At 55.8% G+C, this 19045-nt stretch carries 15 protein-coding genes and 1 tRNA gene; 8 read left to right on the forward strand and 8 right to left on the reverse strand.

Annotation, left to right across the window (positions count from 1 at the left end; all coding sequences use genetic code 11):
- Nucleotides 1-267 precede the first annotated feature (267 nt).
- Both VNZ60_RS21805 and VNZ60_RS21810 read right to left on the reverse strand, forming a co-directional pair.
- Entirely contained in the window at nt 268-3837 is a 3570-nt protein-coding gene (locus VNZ60_RS21805) for a hypothetical protein (RefSeq protein ID WP_325662923.1), read from the reverse strand.
- Between the two features lie 31 nt (nt 3838-3868).
- Nucleotides 3869-4219, reverse strand: a complete 351-nt coding sequence (locus VNZ60_RS21810) for a hypothetical protein (protein WP_325662925.1) — start codon at nt 4217-4219, stop codon at nt 3869-3871.
- A gap of 288 nt (nt 4220-4507) precedes the next feature.
- Between VNZ60_RS21810 and VNZ60_RS21815 the strand changes: the two genes are divergently transcribed.
- On the forward strand, nt 4508-4843 hold the full coding sequence (locus VNZ60_RS21815; RefSeq protein WP_325662927.1) for a hypothetical protein: 336 nt from the start codon (nt 4508-4510) through the stop codon (nt 4841-4843).
- A gap of 80 nt (nt 4844-4923) precedes the next feature.
- On the opposite strand, the gene VNZ60_RS21820 is transcribed toward VNZ60_RS21815, so the two are convergent.
- Nucleotides 4924-5625 carry a hypothetical protein gene (locus VNZ60_RS21820; protein ID WP_325662929.1) on the reverse strand — a complete coding sequence of 234 codons (702 nt, stop codon included), beginning with the start codon at nt 5623-5625 and terminating at the stop codon, nt 4924-4926.
- 367 nt (nt 5626-5992) lie between these two features.
- Between VNZ60_RS21820 and VNZ60_RS21825 the strand changes: the two genes are divergently transcribed.
- Together VNZ60_RS21825 and VNZ60_RS21830 are read left to right on the forward strand one after the other, a co-directional pair.
- On the forward strand, nt 5993-6523 hold the full coding sequence (locus VNZ60_RS21825; protein ID WP_325662931.1) for a TIGR00645 family protein: 531 nt from the start codon (nt 5993-5995) through the stop codon (nt 6521-6523).
- A gap of 310 nt (nt 6524-6833) precedes the next feature.
- The gene (locus VNZ60_RS21830) at nt 6834-9752 is read left to right on the forward strand and encodes a sensor histidine kinase (protein ID WP_325662933.1); all 2919 of its coding nucleotides are present in this window, start codon (nt 6834-6836) and stop codon (nt 9750-9752) included.
- A 240-nt stretch (nt 9753-9992) separates the two neighbouring features.
- On the opposite strand, the gene VNZ60_RS21835 is transcribed toward VNZ60_RS21830, so the two are convergent.
- From VNZ60_RS21835 to VNZ60_RS21850, 4 genes are all read right to left on the reverse strand, one after another.
- Nucleotides 9993-10069 (reverse strand) — tRNA-Val (locus VNZ60_RS21835).
- Nucleotides 10070-10135: 66 nt separating this feature from the next.
- On the reverse strand, nt 10136-10873 hold the full coding sequence (gene dnaQ / locus VNZ60_RS21840) for a DNA polymerase III subunit epsilon (protein ID WP_325662935.1): 738 nt from the start codon (nt 10871-10873) through the stop codon (nt 10136-10138).
- Nucleotides 10874-10953: 80 nt separating this feature from the next.
- A complete protein-coding gene (gene rnhA / locus VNZ60_RS21845) occupies nt 10954-11388 on the reverse strand; it encodes a ribonuclease HI (protein ID WP_325663033.1) in 435 nt (144 codons plus the stop codon).
- 84 nt (nt 11389-11472) lie between these two features.
- Complete coding sequence (locus tag VNZ60_RS21850; RefSeq protein ID WP_325662936.1) at nt 11473-12258, reverse strand: class I SAM-dependent methyltransferase; 786 nt, start codon at nt 12256-12258, stop codon at nt 11473-11475.
- Nucleotides 12259-12328: 70 nt separating this feature from the next.
- On the opposite strand from VNZ60_RS21850, the gene gloB reads away from it, so the two are divergent.
- The 5 genes from gloB to VNZ60_RS21875 all read left to right on the forward strand — a co-directional run bounded on the left by gloB (nt 12329) and on the right by VNZ60_RS21875 (nt 17951).
- Nucleotides 12329-13123: a hydroxyacylglutathione hydrolase gene (gene gloB / locus VNZ60_RS21855; protein WP_325662938.1), complete on the forward strand. Its 795-nt coding sequence runs from the start codon at nt 12329-12331 to the stop codon at nt 13121-13123.
- Nucleotides 13124-13351: 228 nt separating this feature from the next.
- A complete protein-coding gene (locus tag VNZ60_RS21860) occupies nt 13352-14854 on the forward strand; it encodes a transglycosylase SLT domain-containing protein (protein WP_325662940.1) in 1503 nt (500 codons plus the stop codon).
- 33 nt (nt 14855-14887) lie between these two features.
- Complete coding sequence (locus VNZ60_RS21865) at nt 14888-15124, forward strand: hypothetical protein (protein WP_325662942.1); 237 nt, start codon at nt 14888-14890, stop codon at nt 15122-15124.
- Nucleotides 15094-15876, forward strand: coding sequence for an enoyl-ACP reductase FabI (fabI, locus tag VNZ60_RS21870; RefSeq protein ID WP_325662944.1), 783 nt, complete (start codon nt 15094-15096; stop codon nt 15874-15876). Before VNZ60_RS21865 ends, fabI begins: the two co-directional genes overlap by 31 nt.
- A gap of 668 nt (nt 15877-16544) precedes the next feature.
- Nucleotides 16545-17951, forward strand: a complete 1407-nt coding sequence (locus VNZ60_RS21875; RefSeq protein ID WP_325662946.1) for a DEAD/DEAH box helicase — start codon at nt 16545-16547, stop codon at nt 17949-17951.
- A 126-nt stretch (nt 17952-18077) separates the two neighbouring features.
- Here VNZ60_RS21875 and VNZ60_RS21880 read toward each other — a convergent pair whose 3' ends face one another.
- Nucleotides 18078-18938: a DMT family transporter gene (locus VNZ60_RS21880; RefSeq protein ID WP_325662948.1), complete on the reverse strand. Its 861-nt coding sequence runs from the start codon at nt 18936-18938 to the stop codon at nt 18078-18080.
- Nucleotides 18939-19045: the final 107 nt, after the last annotated feature.

Raw genomic sequence — 19045 nt, forward strand, 5'->3', positions numbered from 1 at the left:
CCCGCATCTTTCGGATGCGAAATTGAAACCTAGGGAAGTGCTTTTATGGACGTCCCTAGGATTGCAAGCATTAGCATGACATGTCAACGGCGGTTTGCAGTCTGATATACACCTGTTTGGCCAGTTCCGCGATGGTCTACTCGCCCTTGAGCACCGCCAACACCACCTTGGCTTTGAACGCCGATGTGTGGTTCTTTCTGGTCATTTTGCTCATGCTCGCTCCTTCAATTGGGCCTTTCGGCCCCGATCATGAAGCAAGGTTTTCACTTAACCTATTGTCCGAATTTCCGGGGCTGGCTCTGCCGACGCCGCTCCCTCGTCTACCGAACCGGCGGGCGACGATTGCCTGGTGAGATCGGTGAGGCGGTCGCGCACGTCATGGCTCATTTCTTGGCCGCGATTGGCCGCGTGCCGGGTCATGGATAGCGGAACCTGCGCCACGAGCTGGCTGATCGGGGACGTGATCGACACATGCATGTTATTGGCGATCATGCCGGTGCGCCGCATCTGGAACTTGGCCTTGGTGCCGACTGACGCCTGCTCGTAGCGCCAATTGAAATAGTTCGATGTGCCGCTCAACTTGCCGGTTGCAATGCTGGTCCCGCCAATCGAAAGCTTGATGTCGTCTGGCAAATCGGCAAGCCTTTCGAGATCGTCCACCAGCTTGTCGAGCGCGACATCGATCCGCGGATCGCTCATATCCATCGCCCCCGGATCTTCCCCTGCGACGTCCAGTTTGAGAGAAACCGGATCGCCATCCCGCGCCAGCGTTCCCAACAACTTCGCCATGCTGGTCTTCTGGAATCGGGCGCGTTCGGCCGAGATGTATGGCGCCGTGACCGGAGCCGTTCCCTGCACAAACACGCGCGCGTCGTTCTGATTGTTGTACATCTTAGGAGCGTGGATGCCGTGGCTTAGCTCGATTTCTTTCTTGATATTGAGGCCCAGGCTTGCCGCAGCGCCGACCATATTGGCGGCACCCGCCAAAGTGGCAGAACCGGCATTGGTTATGGTGTAGCGCTCAACCTCGCCGGCAGTCAATCTCTTCGCCAATTCGGTCGCTTCTACCTGACCGCGGCCATCGCCGGTGAACAGCGCCTGAGCATCGACATCCTTGATCGCTGCGAGAGCCCGGGCAGCCGATTGCAAACCGGCTTGCGCAGCGGGGCCGTCCTCCTGGGAAAGGGCGCTCTTGATGTTGGATTGCGCCAGCTCGAATGAAATCCAATCGCGCAGGCTGGCTTTGACGTCGGCGCGCAAGCCAGCATGAATCTGCGCCTGCGCAAATGTGCGGCGTTCGGGCCGGTCGGACGATGCCTGTCCGGTGCGGGCGGCGGATTTCAGCAATGCCGTCAGTGTCTTGCTGCTCTTGCCCAGCAAGATACGGCCCATGCTGTCCAGGCGCATGCGATACGGCGTTTTCCAGGAGTCAGCGAGGGTCGAAGCCTTGAACTCGGCTTGGTGCGCCTGCGTAAAAGCGGCTTCCAGCGCCTGCATGGCATGCGGATCGCCGGCGGCGGCTTCCATCTGCTGCCGGTAATCGGCATGAGCTGCCCAGTTCGCCAGCGGCTTGACGTCATGCTCTGTCGTGTCGCGGCGCGCGATACCGTCTAGCGTGGCGAGCAGCTTGGCTTTTGCCTGTGCGCGCACTTCCGGGCGGCGCCAGAGGCGTTTTTCCTTGATGTAGGTTTGATAGGCTTGCGCTCTTTCCTTTTGCTGTTTGGCCGCATTGCCGCCGAGCAGATCGAGCGACTTTCCAAGCGCCACGATGGCGCGCTTTGCCTTGGCCTCGCCATCTTTGCTCGGCCCGGAACTGAGCTGATAAACCACGTACATCAACGCCACCGCCGTCACGGCTGCGGCACTGACGCCGCCCGTCACGACGGCCGCAGCAGCATGGGGCAAGATACCCAGAACGGTCGCCGTAACGGAAAATGCGGCGCTTGCGCCACTAACGCCCAGGTAGCGCTTGTTGCCCTCATATTCGATTTTGGCGCTTTCAGAAGCGGTTTTGTAGTCCGTCTTCAGCTCGTTGCGCAAGCAGAACCGCGCGTACTCGATGCCGAGTTTCTCTCCAGCGGCACGGACATCGTTTTCAGCTTGCAGACGCTCTGCGGGAGAGACGTTCGCAGCGGCAAGCCTTGATTTCGCAGCATCGAGCTGCACCTGCGCTTTTTCCATCCGCTGCACGCATTGCCGGATCTTCGGCAAACGCCATACGAGCGTTGCCGCCGCACCCAATACGTTGGGGCCGGTTTTCGCGCTCGGAGAGGCATCGGCTTTCCCCAATGGCATGATTTCCTCGGTGCCGGCGTTACGCAAGCGCAAATCGGCGGAGTCAAACGAAAGCTTGGTGGTCACGGCCGTGAGAATCAATTGAACCGCCGACAGTGCGGTTTTTGCTGCCGGATGGGAGGAAGCGGCAATCTGCGCGATGCTGCTTACCGCACCGCCCACCGTAGACGAAGACATGACCGGCTGCCGGTGCAAAGCACCGGTTCCGGTCGTCTTGAAACTATTGAGCACTTCGTCGGCATTCTCGATCCCGGCGGCCCTGAGGAAGGTCGCGATCATTTCCCGGTAGTAGTCGTCGTCTCCCGCCCCTTTGGGAAGAAGCCTCTGCCCTTGCCTTTCCTCGGGAATCGCGCCGGCATGGGCACGTTCGAAATTAAGCGCCATGAGCCGGGACAATTCCGGTATTGCCGGCGAGCCAGCCTGGCTGTTGCGCCACCCCTGGCAAATCTCCAGCGTGCTGTCCAGATTCCACTGTTCGACCCGGATGGGAGGCGTGAATGGGACTTTTTTGATATTGACCAATTGTGCAAATCGGTCTTTGACCGTGCCGCGAGAGAATTGCGGAGCGGCGGCGGCCAGCCTGCTCGACTGGCGTTCCAGCACCTCCGGCCGCGGCTTCGCGCTGCCATTGCGGCGCGCGCCGGAACTCGTGGAGGGCTCGGTGCGTTGTTGATCCCGCAGGTCGTCCTGCTGCTCGGCAATGCTGGGCAAGGAGGCGACACTGCGTCGGGAAGAGCCCATCGGCGGTGCGCGCAATATACTCGACGAAGGCTCTGCCACACCGCGCCTTCGCGGGTTGTTCAATTCAGCCTTTGACAGCCATGAGGCGACGATTTCCTCGCTCGTAAGCGGCGCAACCGACGAGTGCAAGTCTGGCAAAGCGTGAAGATTGTTCACGCCGGACCACTCCTCAAGCTTGGCCTTGCCTTTCGAAGCAATCGACTGCTCCATTGCTTCCTCATTCCATACCCCATCGTCGCTACGCACCGCACTATCGAGCAACGCCGCCGAAGCGGAGGTCGGCGGTTCACGAAAACTACGCGATGACGGAAGATCTGGCATGGCATGGCGCGAAAGTCCGATATCAGACCGCGAGCGCCGCGCGGTTTGATCGACTCGCGCGGATCCTTCAGCCATATGCGAAGGGACAAACGGCATCATGCGGATATTTGCGTCCGCATTCGTCCCTTTTTGCGAAGGAATATCGTCCGCGCCGACGCTTGCGTCCAGGATGCTCTCCCAATCCTCGTCCTTTGCATCGCCGGTTTCGGCCTCTTGACCGGGAGGCACGAGTGGTTCTCGAAAACTGCGCGACAAGGAAACGGCTGGCTCCGCCTTGCGCGGCAGGTTGAGCTCGGATCTGGAACGCCTTACTCTAGACATATCGGAAAGCGTGGATAGTTGCACCGACATTCCAGCCGCCCGTTCGCGCCCCGCTGGCCGGTTCTCTTGTTCGGCCGCTGATGCGGTGGATGGCGGTTCCTGCGCGGAAGTTTGCGCTGTGACCGGAATTCCCCGGCCAACGTTGGGATTTATAGGCATGGCATGCTCCAGGTAGTTTGCAATATTAGTGTCATGCCAGGCATGAAAATGAAATTATTGTCCCGACTCCAATTTGACGCGTGGCTGGCTTCAAACTCCGCGCAGCACACCTGCGATGGAATTCGTCGGCCACGTGCTTGAGAAAGAGTGTGGCGAGTAGCGCACCGGTACCGGAACGGAACGCAGCTATAGACAAGTCGGGATGCATGTCGATGCGGTTATGCAATTCGGTTTGTGACGCAGCTTGTACCTCATCCCATTTTTCGCGCTCCAATTCCACGATCACGGGCAAGTCGAACCTGGTGAGGAAGCGGGTATGTACAGGCGCGCTGGTTGGCGGGAACACGGCGCCCGGGGTCGATAAATGTTGTGCGCAATCCATGGTGTTTCCGAGAACAATCGTCTTGATGGGGTGGTCAATAAGACGCGACATCTCACCACGGTCATATGACACGATCATGACAAGACGGGAGTTTTACCGCCCCAATAGCGCGCACGACTCATGAAGTTCGCATATCGAAAAAATCTTTCGCAGGCGCGTCACGCGGCAACCGCGGTTGGGAGCGAAATAGCAGTTATCTGATCGCCATCAGGGAGAATTGCATGTTCCAAAATTCACCAGCCGTAGATACCCATCTTCTGTTTCCCACCGGCTGTTTGGCATAACGCAATGTTGCGCGCCAATGCCTCGGCAATGATCGTCGCGGATTGGGGATTCGCCCTGGACGAAGGCGACACCGCCTGTCTGCTGATGAATCTTCCGTCGACCATGCATGAACCGGAACTACTTCGCGCCGCATTGGAAAGCATGCACGATCAATCCGTCGCTCGCACGGCGGCCATCAACAGCAATATTGCGGCCAGCAACGCGCTATCCGTCATCGGGAAACAGATGGGGCTCCCCGAGGCGGCGACAACGCTGCTCTCCAACGCAGGCGCCATAGCCGGCCTAAGTTACAAGGTGATTGGCGGAACATGGCAGGCCGAAGGCGCGCATTGCCGTTGAAGGGTAGCACGGAGAGAATGAAGTACCGAAATGCCAACTCCTCGACGACAGAGGTAAGTTGCAACAGGGAGACTACCAGTCTAATGAGTTGCTTTGGCACTGTCCAATAGCTGCTGTATCGCCATTATTCCAATCCCATTCATGAGATCGAGTGTTTTTACGATTTCATGGACTTCATCGATCCAGGCGATCGAGCTGAGTTGCAGCAGGCCCTCCGCGGAAACTCCCAGATACCAGCCGAATTCGATGAGAAGCATGCGCTGAATTTCCAGCAATTGCCCGACCTCCGGCCCCATCAGCTCGTTGACAGAGAGCGGCAATACGATTTCCGGGAAGACGGAGCAATGACCGTCAAGCAGATGCAGCCGGCAATCAAGGCCTGATGGCCCGGTGATTGCCATCGGCGCAACCAATTCTGCATGACTCGACGCCGGGATGCCGAGAAGCATGGCAATCTGGATCAGAAAACTTTTTTGTTCTGCCGTAATCGATTGCTCCTTGATTGAAAAATCCCGCGATGTATCGGCAGAAGAGAAATGTGGCAATTGATTCATAGCGGGCGGATCCCGATTGAAAATGAGACGCTGCATGTTAGGAGCCCTGCGCAACATCAAGCTAAAAAAAAACGAAACCAACTGCCTGGGTGCGAAGCTGGCCACGATCCGCGCCATCCGTTTTCGCTCCCGAGCAAGTTCGACTGCGGCCTTGAGAATCACGTTCTCTATCGTCTTCTTGCCCAGCATCCGCTGCGGTTGAGCGATCTGCGCACGCGCGTTCGCCAATTTGGTGCGGCATCTGCAGTTTGGTCGCGCCTATTTGGTGCGTTGTCCGATTTGCGAAAAAACATGCGTTGATGCGAAGTGCCGAAGAGTCCGGTTTCATCAGCCATTTTGGATGCAACGGAAAATCCGAAGATACGTCAAGACGACGATCAGTCGGCGACGTGCGTGGTTCTCCCGCCACTGCCGTGACCGAAAGATTGAAAAAGAGGATTTCAAAAACGCGCGATTTGATACACTTCCCGGCAGGTGCTCATTAAAAAAATAGCTAGCGAATCTGGGCAATATTCAGTCGGCGCGAACGATGTGGACACAGTTGGCGCGATTGAAATCCCTTTTAAATAAAACTAAAGAAATAGAGGAAATGGTAATGAGCGACGGAAAAAATGTTCAACTTGTCGAGCATGTCTTAGAGCAGGGAATTTTTGCGAGCAGATGGATTCTTGCCCCAGTTTATGCGGGACTTGTAGTCAGCTTATTTTTAATCATGTTTAAGTTTGCCCAGAAAAGCTGGGCAATGGCGACACATGTGATATCCATTAGCCTGGACGACACAATTCTAGGAATTTTATCGCTTATAGATCTGTCTTTAATGGGCAATTTATTGTTAATGATAATGTTTGGCGGATATCAGAATTTTGTTTCCAAATTAGAACTGCGCGGACATGAAGATACGCCTGAATGGATTAGCCACGTTGGATTCGGCGACTTAAAGTTAAAGCTCATGGGATCCATCGTAGCGATTTCAGCCATCGAGTTGCTCAAGGGGTTTATGTCCATTGAATCAGCAAGTGATCGTACACTCGGATGGGGAGTCGGAATTCATATGACATTTGTCATATCCGCGTTATTTTTAGCAATCATGGATGCATTGATGGCAAAGGTGCGTCACGTTAAATAGAACTGCTTTTTATGTAGCAGCAATCTCTAAGCGCCAAGCCGTCAAGCTCGATGGAGGGCCGGGTAAAGATGATCGAAAAGAATTGGCTTTTGACCGTCCTCCTTGAATGGCATGGACTTTGCGTGCTGCGGTTCACCACACCTGCCAGAAAAAATCAAACGAGCGCCAACAAGATGCCATACAGCGACGATGTTTCTTAAGAATGTCAGAACAATTTGAAATAACAAAGGCTCTGCGCTATTGGCTGAAAGTTATCGTATTTCTGTGCCAGCTCTCTCTCCCGACACTTGGAATTTGCCAGCAACTGCCATTGCACTACTACAGCCAAGAGGACGGATTACGCAATCTCGGGGTTACCGCTCTCGCGCGGCAGGCGAACGGCTATATCTGGGTCGGCACGGAAAACGGCTTGTTCCGCTATGACGGCGCGCACTTTCAGCGCTTTGACATAAGCGACGAGACTGGCGCCCTTTATATCGCCGCGCTGCATGTCGATGCAAGCGACCGCTTGTGGATCGGGACATTGAAAGGCTTGTATCAGTTGCAGGGTCAACGGCTGGTGCCCATGCGGTTTAAAAATACGGAACTTGCTTTTCATTGGGGCCAGGTTTTTGCCCAGCTTGGCCCCGACCGTCTGCTGGCGTTAAGCCACGACAACATATGGCAGATCACCTCTGCGGACGGCGGAGCGACCTGGCAGGCACAACAGTTTTTCAGCGCGGAGCAGTTGCTGCAGCATCCGGAGATGCAAGCCCTTCACAGTCTCCATGTCGGGCCGAAGGGGGATTTGTGGATGGGATGCGACCATTCGCTATGCCATTACGACCAAGGCAAGCTAGTTGTCCTCGGCAAAAAAGACGGCTTGCCCGCCAAGCAATGGGGCGCCTTGCTGCACGACCGCCAAGGGACGTTGTGGCTACGCGGCGAAAAACAGGTATTTGCATTGCCAGCCGACGCCCGACTGTTCCTGAATCGCTCGCCACCGCAGGACGAACAAAAGAAACAGGAACGCGTTCCTATTCTCGCCGAAGACCACAACGGCATGATCTTGAGCCAGCAAGATAGCGGCCTGATTCGCTGGGATGGCCGCAACTGGCAATCCTTCGCCGACGGCAATGGACTGACCGTGAGCGACGGCATCAGCGCCATCCTGGAGGGGGGCAACAATGGCCTCTGGCTAGGGTCAGCCGGACGCGGCCTGATTCATTGGCTTGGCTACCCCGACTGGGAAAACTGGACCTCGCGGCAAGGATTGCCTCACAACATCGTATGGTCTTTTTTGCGCGATCAGGCTGGCCGGTTTCATGTCGGCACCCGCTCCGGATCGGCTGTACTGCAGAAAACCGGCGGTTTCTCCATTTTGCAAGGCCGTTACGGCGGCAGCTCGCACGAGTGGATCAGCATGATCGAAGATGGCAAAGGGCGCGCCTGGGCTACCACACTTTCAGGAACGCTGGTGCGTCGAGAGCCTGGCGCTACGCAAGACACGCTGATTGCCAAGCTGCCCGTGAGTAATGGCATGTTCTTCGACAGATCCGGTCAGCTCTGGCTGAACACTCAGCGCGGGCTATACGTCATCAGGCAACCTGATGTAAGCAGCTTGCCGTTGCAGGTGAAGGAAATATCGTCGGTGACCGGAGCCAAAGACGTCAATGTTTTCCACGGCTGCCAAAGCACTTCCGGCGCGCTATGGTTCGTCTCCGACAAAGGCCTGCTGCGGTTCGATGGTAAGGAATGGAGCAATCCCCGCTTTGCCGGCTACGGCACTCCTCGGGGAGAGCTGAATACCATTGCCTGTTCGAGCAAGGGCAATTTGTGGCTGGCTAGCCTGGACGCAGGACTTTGGCGTGCCACGGAACAGGATGGCACCTTGGCGATCAGTGACATTACCCCGCCGCAGTTGCAAAGGCAAAGCGTTCTGGCGCTGCTTGAAGATAGTCGCGGCTGGCTGTGGGTCACCAGCGACGCCGGAGTCGCTGTATGGAATCGCAATCAATGGCGGTTTTTTAACCAGCAAAGCGGCATGGTCTGGAACGACAGCAACACCGACGCCCTGTATGAAGATCACGATGCTTCGATGTGGGTAGGAACCAGCAATGGCGCATCACATATTCTGCGGCCGGAATCCCTGTTTTTACCGCTTTCCCTGAAGGTAATGGTGGAAAGCATCACCGGCGACGGCCGACAACTCCCCTCGGACCAACCGGTTCGTTTGCCGTGGACATCCGGGGCGCTGAATTTCCGATTCGCAGCGCTTTCGTTTCAGAATCATGAGGCAATCGAGTTTCATTATCGAATGAAAGGTTTGGAGCAGGCGTGGTCGCAGACCGCCACGCCTGAAGTACGCTACTCAGCTTTGCCGCCCGGCCGTTATCGTTTTCAAGTTACGGCAGAGAACGTTGCCATGCAGACGTCTTCACCGGCAGCGGAAATTGAAATCGTGATTCTTGCGCCTTGGTGGCAGACCACGCTTTTCTATTATGTCTGCGCTGTACTTTTGCTGCTGGTGCCATTCTTGTTGCAGCGTGCTCGTATCCGCCGATTGCTCGCTCGGCAGCGCCTGAAGGAACAATTGGCGCGTGAGCGCGCTTATGAACTCGAACAATCGCGAGAAGAGGAACGCAAGCATCTGACGCGCGAAATTCACGATGAACTCGGCCAATATCTGTCGGCAATGCGCATGGGAGTTTCGGTGATCGGTATCGAGTTCGGGGAGAACGATCCGGCACTGCAAGGAAAGGTCCAACGGCAAGTGTCGCTGGTCGACAGCACCATTAAGATAGTACGCAACATTGTTTCTGCGTTACGTCCGGGTGCACTGGATATGGGAATGGTGCCAGCGTTGGAATGGCTTGCGAATGAATTTTCGGAAAACACCGGTGTTCAATGCACTTTGCAAGTCGATGAAAAAACGATCGTCCTGGACGAGAAACGAGCGACAACTTTTTTCCGCATTGTGCAGGAATCCCTGACCAATATCGGTCGTCATGCACAAGCCAGCCTGGTGGAAATCCGGTTGCATAGAAAAGATGCGCAATATTTGCTGGAAGTGCGCGACAACGGCAGAGGTTTTGATCCTCTCCTGCGCAAGAAAAATTCATTCGGCCTGACCGGCATCCGGGAGCGGGCTTTTATGCTCGGCGGCAGTGTCGACATCGTTAGTGTACCGGGTGCCGGCACCACCATCCGGGTTCAGATTCCGGTCGAAGATGCCGGGAAGGCCAAATGAACGGAGTTCGCCGCCAGAAATAGTTCTTCTATTTGAATGCTCGGCAACTTGGCCATGCAAATGCAAAAATGCTTTTAAGATGTGCGTGAAGTGGATTGATGCTGCGAATCGCGGAAGGGAAAAAGCAAAAATGGAAGCCGTACTGCGCTTCCATTCATAATTTGCTGCCAACAATTTTCATAAAATAAATTCGGAGTTAACCCAAATTTATCCCAGCACTCCCGCAAATCCCGAGAATACTGGTAGGCACGATTGGACTCGAACCAACGACCCCTACCATGTCAAGGTAGTGCTCTAACCAGCTGAGCTACGCGCCTAAAGAAGCGAAATTATAATAGCAAATCTCGTTTGTGGCTAGTGTCTCGTATCAATTTTTTACAAGCTCAGTTTTGCGGCGGATTTTCTGCGGGGTTGGCCTCCGGCTGGCGCCATATGCACGCGCCTTTTGCATCCTTGTCCAAACCGTTGAGCAGCAACTCATGTTCGGCTAACTCTTCCGCGTTCGCCGTCCGCACTGCAATCTCCGCCAAAGGCAGCAATTCCAACGCAGCGCCTTCGCCATCCTTATCCCCGTGCCCCGCTCCCACGTCAATGCTGAAGCTGTTCTGCCCACGCGTCATCGCCAGGTATACCTCCGCCAGCAATTCGGAGTCGAGTAATGCGCCGTGCAAGGTGCGGTGAGCGTTGGAGATGCCGTAGCGGTCGCACAGGGCGTCTAGCGAGTTGCGCTTACCGGGGTACATTTCCTTGGCTTGTACCAAGGTATCGATGACGCCGGCGATATCACGCGAAAAGGGGCCATGGCCCAGGAATTTGTATTCGGCGTCCAGGAATCCCAAATCGAAGGGCGCATTGTGGATGATGACCTGGGCGCCGCGCGTGTACTCGCGCAACTCTTCAAATATTTCTGCAAACTTTGGTTTGTCGCTGAGAAAGGCGGTGGTCAAACCGTGGACTGCCAGCGCGCCTTCCTCTGAATCGCGTTCGGGATTGATATAGCGATGAAAATTATTGCCGGTCAGGCGCCGGTTCATTAGTTCGACGCAGCCGATTTCGATGATGCGGTCGCCGGTGCGCGGGTTGAGGCCGGTGGTTTCGGTATCCAGAACAATTTGTCGCATGGTCACTTAATCGTCAATACAAACATAAAAATATACTCAGCATAAGAGCATCGCCGGCAAAGTGGCGTGCTATTGCCGCTCTATACAACGGTGGTCACGCCGCGATTGGCCAACTGGTCGGCGCGTTCATTGCCAACGTGGCCGGCATGCCCTTTTACCCAGCGCCATTCGATTTTATGTTGGGCTTGTGCTGCGTCCAGCGCCTGCCACAGGTCGACGTTTTTCACCGGCTCGCGTGCCGCGGTTTTCCAGCCGCGCGCCTTCCAGCCGTGAATCCATTCGCTAATCCCCTTTTGCACGTACTGGCTATCGGTAAAGACCGTCACCTCGCAGGGGCGGGTCAAAGCAGTCAGCGCTTCAATCACCGCTTTCAGCTCCATCCGGTTGTTGGTCGTATTGCGTTCACCGCCAAACAATTCCTTTTCCTTGCCATCCGCCACCAATAACGCGCCCCAACCGCCGGTACCAGGATTGCCCTTGCAAGCGCCATCGGCAAATATTTCCACTTTATCCATACTTTTATGATTCACTTTCGCTGCTTTGTTATGACGGCGCGCCAGGGCTACCCAACGCGCCGGGTGTTGAAAAATACCAGCTTACTACTTTGCTCCGTTCTGATCCGTCTTGTGAATCTTGTTGGTGGCCGGCACGCCCCGTCCAGCCTTGATCACCTGCTTGCTGAAAGCCGGGCCGATCAGGTGCATGCCTTTCACCCGCTTGATCGCCTGCACAATGTATACCGCGCCGAAATACGGCCACCAGCGATTACCTGCCTTCTCCATGAAGGCAAAGCGGTGCAACCATTTGCTGCTGGTGTACGGCGGTGCGTAACAGCCAAAGTGGCCGCGATTGACTTCCATGTTCAGCAGTTTCAGCCAGTCTTTCAGGCGCAGCAAACTGATGAATTCGGCGTTTTGCGGCAAGAAGTGCACGCCAGACATACGGCCGACGGTTTGTCGAATACCCCATAAGCTGGCCGGATTAAAACCGCAAATGATAACCTGCCCTTCCGGGATCAGCACCCGTTCGACTTCGCGCAAAATCTGATGCGGCTCGGCCGCGAATTCCAGCACGTGCGGCAACACCACCAGATCCAGACTCTGCGAAGCAAACGGCAGCTCGGCAAAATCGTGGGTCACGACCACCCCGGATTGCACTTCGCCCGAATTGGGCAGGCGGCTATCCGTCAGCCACTTGTGGCGCATCCGGTTCGCTTGCAAGGCTTTGATTTGCGGCACGCCAATCTGCATCGCGTTGAAGCCGAAAATATCCGCCGTCATCGCGTCCAGACGCGCCTGCTCCCACTCCAGCATGTAACTGCCGGTGGGCGTCTGCAGCCAAGGGCCGAGCGCTATAATGGACTTTTCTGATGACGGATGTCCCATGCCTGCCTTAGTTGCTAAAATTGCTAAGTTAATCGATGAGTCGCCGGATGAATCAATGCATGATGAATCAATGCATAAGTCTCTGAGTGTATTGGCTGTGCCGGCATTTAACGACAACTATCTCTGGCTGATTAACGATGGCCGCCATGCCGCTGTGGTCGACCCCGGCGACGCCCAGCCGATTCTGGCCGCACTCGACGCAAATGGCCTGACACTTGTCGCTATTTTACTGACACATCATCATGCTGACCATGTCGGCGGCGTACAAACCTTGCTGCGGCATTTCAACATTCCCGTCTTCGGCCCTGCCGGCGAGACCATCGCCGGCGTCAGCCACACGCTCAGCGAAGGCGATACTGCGACCATCCCACAACTAGGGCTGAATTTATCGGTGCTGGACGTGCCGGGCCATACCAGTGGCCATATCGCCTATGTGGCGCAAGGCCAGCCATGGCTGTTTTGCGGCGATACGCTGTTCGCGGGCGGTTGCGGGCGCCTGTTCGAAGGCAGCCCGCAACAAATGGTCAACTCGCTGGCCAAGCTGAGCCGCTTGCCGGAGCACACCCAAGTGTATTGCGCACATGAGTACACGGTGTCAAACCTGCGTTTTGCGCTGACGGTAGAGCCGGACAATTCCGCCCTGGTAGCCCGCATGGCAGACGAACAAGCCAAACGCGAACGGCAGCAAGCGACGGTACCGTCGACCATCGGCCTGGAGAAGACCACCAATCCCTTCCTGCGCTACCAACAGCCAACCATTATTGCCAGCCTGCATGCCAGCGGCCGCCTTAACGATCCGCACCGGCAAGCCGACCCGGTTGCGGCATTCGCCGCGCTGCGCGAATGGAAAAACAATTTCAAGTAATCCGGCAAAAATAATTCGGCAACTCAGAACGTCGAACACAGTGATGCATTGTAAATGTTCGTTAGATAGCCCCTAGATATCGATTTCTCAAAAGTAATACCTGATAAATCAATCACTTATCGCTTGTAACAGTGCAATTTTTGCTTGACGGGAGAAAACTGCCTTACGTACACTGCGTCTAATCCATTATTACCGGTTGATGACATCCCGGTTACATAAATTGAACCCATGTATCAGCTAAAACTCAAGACTTTCGCTTTTGCCGCACTGGCTTTTTTCGGCGCCCCGCTCTTGGCCCAGGCCAACGACATTTCCATCTATACCCCCACTTTCAGCTTGATCGACCCGAACGACCCTAGCGCCGGCATGCTTGGCATGGAACAGGTCGATATCTGGGCTCGCATCCGCAAGGGTTTCGGCATTCCCGATCTGGACAACCAGCAGGTGGTCAGCCAGACCGACTTTTACAGCGCCCGCCCGGAATATTTCGAACGCACCACGGTGCGCGCTTCGCGCTATCTGTTTCACGTAGTACAAGAGTTGGAAAAACGCGGCATGCCAACTGAACTGGCTTTGCTGCCGTTCATTGAATCGGCCTTTAATCCGCAAGCCTATTCCAGCGCCAAGGCAGCGGGCATGTGGCAGTTCGTGCCGGCTACCGGCCGCGACTACAATCTCAAGCAGAACATGTTCAAGGATGAGCGCCGCGACGTCCTGGCCTCTACTGACGCCGCCCTGACTTACCTGCAAAAACTGTACGGCATGTTTGGCGATTGGCAACTGGCGCTGGCCGCCTACAACTGGGGCGAAGGCTCGGTGCAACGCGCCATCAACAAGAACCAGGCCGCCGGCCTGCCGATCGACTTCAACAGCCTGGCGCCGCTGATGCCAGCGGAAACCCGCAATTACGTACCCAAGCTGCAAGCCGTCAAGAACATCATTGCAGCGCCGGACATGTACAACATCGCGCTGCCTAAGGTGGACAATCAGCCTTACTTCGTCACCATTGGCAAGACCCGCGATATCGATGTCAAGGTTGCCGCCCAATTAGCGGAACTGTCGCTGGATGAGTTCAAGGCCCTGAATCCGCAGTTTAACCGCCCGGTGATCATCGGCAGCAGCGACACCAAGATCCTGCTGCCTGAAAGCAATGCCGAGAAGTTCAAAAGCAACCTGACCAAATGGACCCAGACACTTTCTTCCTGGACCTCGCACACTGTCAGCAGCGCCCGCGAACGGATTGAAACCATTGCCGCCCGCTTCGATACCACACCGGCGGTGATACGGGAAGTCAACCACATTCCGCCAAGAATGCTGCTAAAAGCCGGTTCCACCATCCTGGTGCCGAAAACCGAAGCTGCCAGCAACGACATCACCGCCGAAGTCGCCGACAACGCCACCATGGCAGTCACCCCGGACGCTCCCGAAACCCGCCGCATCTATGTCAAAGTAGGAAAACGCGACACCCTGGCGTCGATTGCCGCCCGCTATCGCGTCAGCGTGAGCCAGGTGAAGGAATGGAACGGCTTGCACCACGACGGCGTCAGCCGCGGTCAAAGCCTGCAGTTGCAAGTACCGAACCGCATGGTGGCTTCTTCCGGCGGCAAAAAAGCCAGTCACAACGTTCGTTATCACACAGCAAGCGCCAGTCATAGCAGCAAAAGCAAGGTAGCCGCGAAAAAAGGCGGCAAACCAGTGGTTCTGGCTTCGGCCAGAGGTTCGCGCAGCTGATCCCTGACCGCCGTCCTGCGGCAGAAATGACTCATGGCGCTGCTCGCAAGCACCATGAGTCATGGTAAAACCCTTCCCGATATTGAAAATACATCATCACCAGGCAAGCAGGCGGAGTTGCCGTCCTTGCGGCGAACCCCTACAATCCTGTCCTGTTCGATAAGAACTTCAACAGAATATCCGGTGCACAAGCATCACACCAACGCCAGCAGCACACGCGGCGCACATCTGGAGTCAATATGGCATTCCTGCAAGGCAAAAAAATTCTGATCACGGGCTTGCTGTCCAATCGCTCGATCGCTTACGGCATCGCGCAAGCCTGCAAGCGCGAAGGCGCCGAGCTGGCGTTTACTTATGTCGGCGAGCGCTTCAAGGAACGCATCACCAATTTCGCCAAAGAATTCGACAGCGAACTGATTTTCGACTGCGACGTTGGCAGCGACGAACAAATCAACGCCCTGTTTGCCGATCTCGGCAAGTCTTGGGAGCACCTGGACGGTCTGGTGCACGCCATCGGCTTCGCACCGAGCGAAGCGATCGCCGGCGATTTCCTGGACGGCCTGTCGCGCGAGGGCTTCAAGATTGCGCACGATATTTCCTCCTACAGCTTCCCGGCAATGGCAAAAGCCGCCCTGCCGATGCTGCGCCCGAATTCAGCACTGCTGACACTGACGTATCTGGGTTCGGAACGTGTCGTGCCCAACTACAACACCATGGGCCTGGCCAAAGCATCGCTCGAAGCCAGCGTGCGCTACCTGGCTGGCTCGCTGGGCCCCAAGGGTGTGCGCGTGAACGGCATTTCAGCCGGACCGATCAAGACCCTGGCTGCCAGCGGCATCAAGGGTTTTGGCAAGATCCTGGGTTTTGTAGCCGAGCACGCACCGCTGCGCCGCAACGTCACGTTAGAGGACGTGGGCAATGCCGCCGCCTTCTTGCTGTCGGATCTGTCCAGCGGCATCACCGGTGAAATCACCTATGTCGATGGCGGTTTCTCGCATGTGGTGGGTGGCATCGCCGAATAATTCGGTGAGCGGCCCTGTCCGTAGCAGCAGGACGCGGACATGCTGTCAATCTCAGTTCGAAAAAAACGCCCGGTACAGTCTGAGTCGGGCGTTTTTTCAGCTTCTTAGCATTACTGGTGGACACTCACTTCGACCCGACGACGGCTCAGACAATTTCCAATGCCGCTTTCTGTTCACTATCATTATTTTCCATAAGCGTGCCCCTATTGTTGAATTGCAAATATTTGATTGCATCTGATCTGAATACGTAAAACATGCACCGCAAACAACGCTACAGACGCAAATCGGCAGCTAATTCACAGCAATCGCATGAATAAGGTGCGTCAAATACAAAAGTCATGTATTATTCTGTGCTGCGTTGCAATATGAACGCAGACAGCGAGTTATTGGATTTTGATCATATTTATTTCCATTGGCGCTGTAAAAAACAATAAGTAGCTGCGCAAGCCTAAGCATGTCCTGATCTCTGTAGGGCATTGCATTGTAAAAGCCCTCCCGCCTTGTGTGTCGATCCTGACACCGTCCCGGCGCAAAGCTTTTGTGCCGAAATTTCTTTGTATTTGTTTCTTAGTCATTTCGTTGGTTGGCGTTGCTTTTTTGCGTTCGCTGCATTCGTCGCATGGTCGACTGTTTGCAGTTTATGACGCTGCACTTTACGAAAGAAAAAAATGACTTTTGAATCACTAGGCCTCCACACGTCCGTTATCAAAGCACTGACCGAAGCTGGCTACACAAAACCGACAAGCGTTCAAGAACAAGCTATCCCTGCCGCCATCGAAGGCCGTGACTTGCTGGTTTCCTCGCAAACCGGCTCCGGCAAGACTGCAGCATTCATGCTGCCGGCATTGCACAAATTCGCCTCGGAGCAGCAAGTTGCTCCGGCTGCAGTTGGCAAGACTCCTAATCAAGAAATGCAAGCCTCCCGTTCACGCGGCGAGCGTCCGCGTTTCAAGCCGGCACAACCAAAGATGCTGGTATTGACACCGACCCGCGAACTGGCTTTGCAAGTGACCACCGCTACTGACAAGTACGGTTCGCACATGAAGCGCGTCAAGGCGATCTCGATCCTGGGCGGCATGCCTTATCCAAAGCAAATGCAATTGCTGGCCAAGAATCCTGAAATTCTGGTCGCTACCCCTGGTCGTTTGATCGACCACATGGAATCCGGCAAGATCGATTTCTCGCAACTGCAAATCCTGGTGCTGGACGAAGCTGACCGCATGCTCGACATGGGCTTCATCGACGACATCGAAAAAATCGTCGACGCTACTCCTGAGTCGCGTCAAACCATGTTGTTCTCGGCTACGCTGGATGGCGTTGTCGGCAACATGGCAAAACGTATCACCAAGAACCCGATGATCATCCAGATCGCCGGCTCTGCCACCAAGCATGAAAACATTCAACAGAAGGTTCACTTCGTCGACGATCTGTCGCACAAGAATCGCCTGCTGGATCACCTGCTGCGCGACGTCACCATGGATCAAGCGGTTGTATTTACCGCCACCAAACGTGATGCCGACACTATCGCCGACCGTCTGAACATCGCCGGTTTCGCTGCTGCTGCTTTGCATGGCGACATGCATCAAGGCGCGCGTAACCGCACCCTGGACAGCCTGCGTCGCGGTCAAGTCCGTGTTCTGGTAGCTACCGACGTTGCCGCTCGCGGTATCGACGTCCCGGCCATCACCCACGTATTCAACTACGATCTGCCGAAATTCCCGGAAGACTACGTCCACCGTATCGGCCGTACCGGCCGTGCTGGCCGTAACGGTGTTGCCGTATCGCTGGTGAATCATGCTGAAGGCGTCAACGTCAAGCGTATCGAACGTTTCACCAAGCAATTGATCCCGGTCGATGTGGTTGAAGGTTTCGAACCAAAGCGTTCGGCATCTGCTCCGCGCTCGAACCACAAACCAGGCGGCTGGAAACCAGGCGACAACCGTGGCGGCCCTGCTAAACCAGGCGGCCGTACTTTCAGCAAGCCAGGCGCACCGCGTAAAGACGGCGGTGGCGGCGGTTACAAAGGCAATCGTTCCAACGACAGCGGCGCTCGTCGCTCGTTTGGCGACCGCTAAGTAACCAGGGCGATCTTGATGATCGCTCCGCAGTTCTGGTAATAAATAAAAAGGCCGCTGAAACTACAGCGGCCTTTTTCATTGAGGGCGTCGCAAGCAAGTCGCAAGTAAGTTGCAAGCAATAATCTATGCCGACCACCCCAGCGTCACCGCACCTAGCGCAATCACTGCGCACGATAATAACCTGCGCATAGTCAGCGCCTCCCCCAAAAACATGCGGGCGATCAACGCCGCAAACAATACCGAAGTCTCACGCAAAGCCGACACCGGCCCCATCGGCGCCAGGGTAATAGCCCAAATCACAATGCCATACGCCAGCAGCGACATCGCGCCGCCACCCAGCGCATTCCAAGTGGCGCGCTCACGCAAGGCAATCCGCAGGCTGCCGTGCATCGACAGATAAATCACCAGCAAGGGCAAGCCGTCCAGCAAGAACATCCAGCCGGCGTAGGATGCAGCACTCCCTGCCAGGCGTGAACCAAGGCCATCGACGATGGTGTAGCCGGCGATGAACAGGCCGGTGGTAAACGCCGACAATGGCGCATCCCATTGCCGGCTGACGGCCAAGCTGCCGGCGCGCGTGAATTTGATCTGCGCCAAGCTGATGATGCCGACCGAAATCAAGGCTACGCCAATCAGGGTCAGGGTTCCCAACTGCTCGCCTGCCATCAGGGCTGCCCCGAGCGACACTAGCAACGGCGAGGAACCGCGTGCAATCGGATAGGACTGGCCGAAATCGCCAGCCCGGTAAGCGCGGACTAAAAACAGGTTGTAACCGGCATGCAAAACCACCGACAGTAGAATGTAAGGCCAACTGGCAGGCGCCGGCAGCGGCGCCCACAGGACAATGGGGACGGCGGCTACAGCGGCGCCGATGGTCATCAAGGTGATGGCCCACAGGCGATCGCCGCTGCTCTTCAGCATGGCGTTCCAGGAGGCATGCAGCAAGGCTGCGCACAATACCAAAGCAATCACGCCAGCCGTCATGCGCTAGCTCCGCGGGAACACCATGAGTACTTGAACATAGATTTGAAATGACGGCGCTGAGTAGCAAAGCCGTAGATTGTAAATGCAACGCGGGGTTTGCGCCCACT

It is taken from the genome of Collimonas sp., from assembly GCF_035566375.1.
Taxonomy (GTDB): domain Bacteria; phylum Pseudomonadota; class Gammaproteobacteria; order Burkholderiales; family Burkholderiaceae_D; genus Collimonas.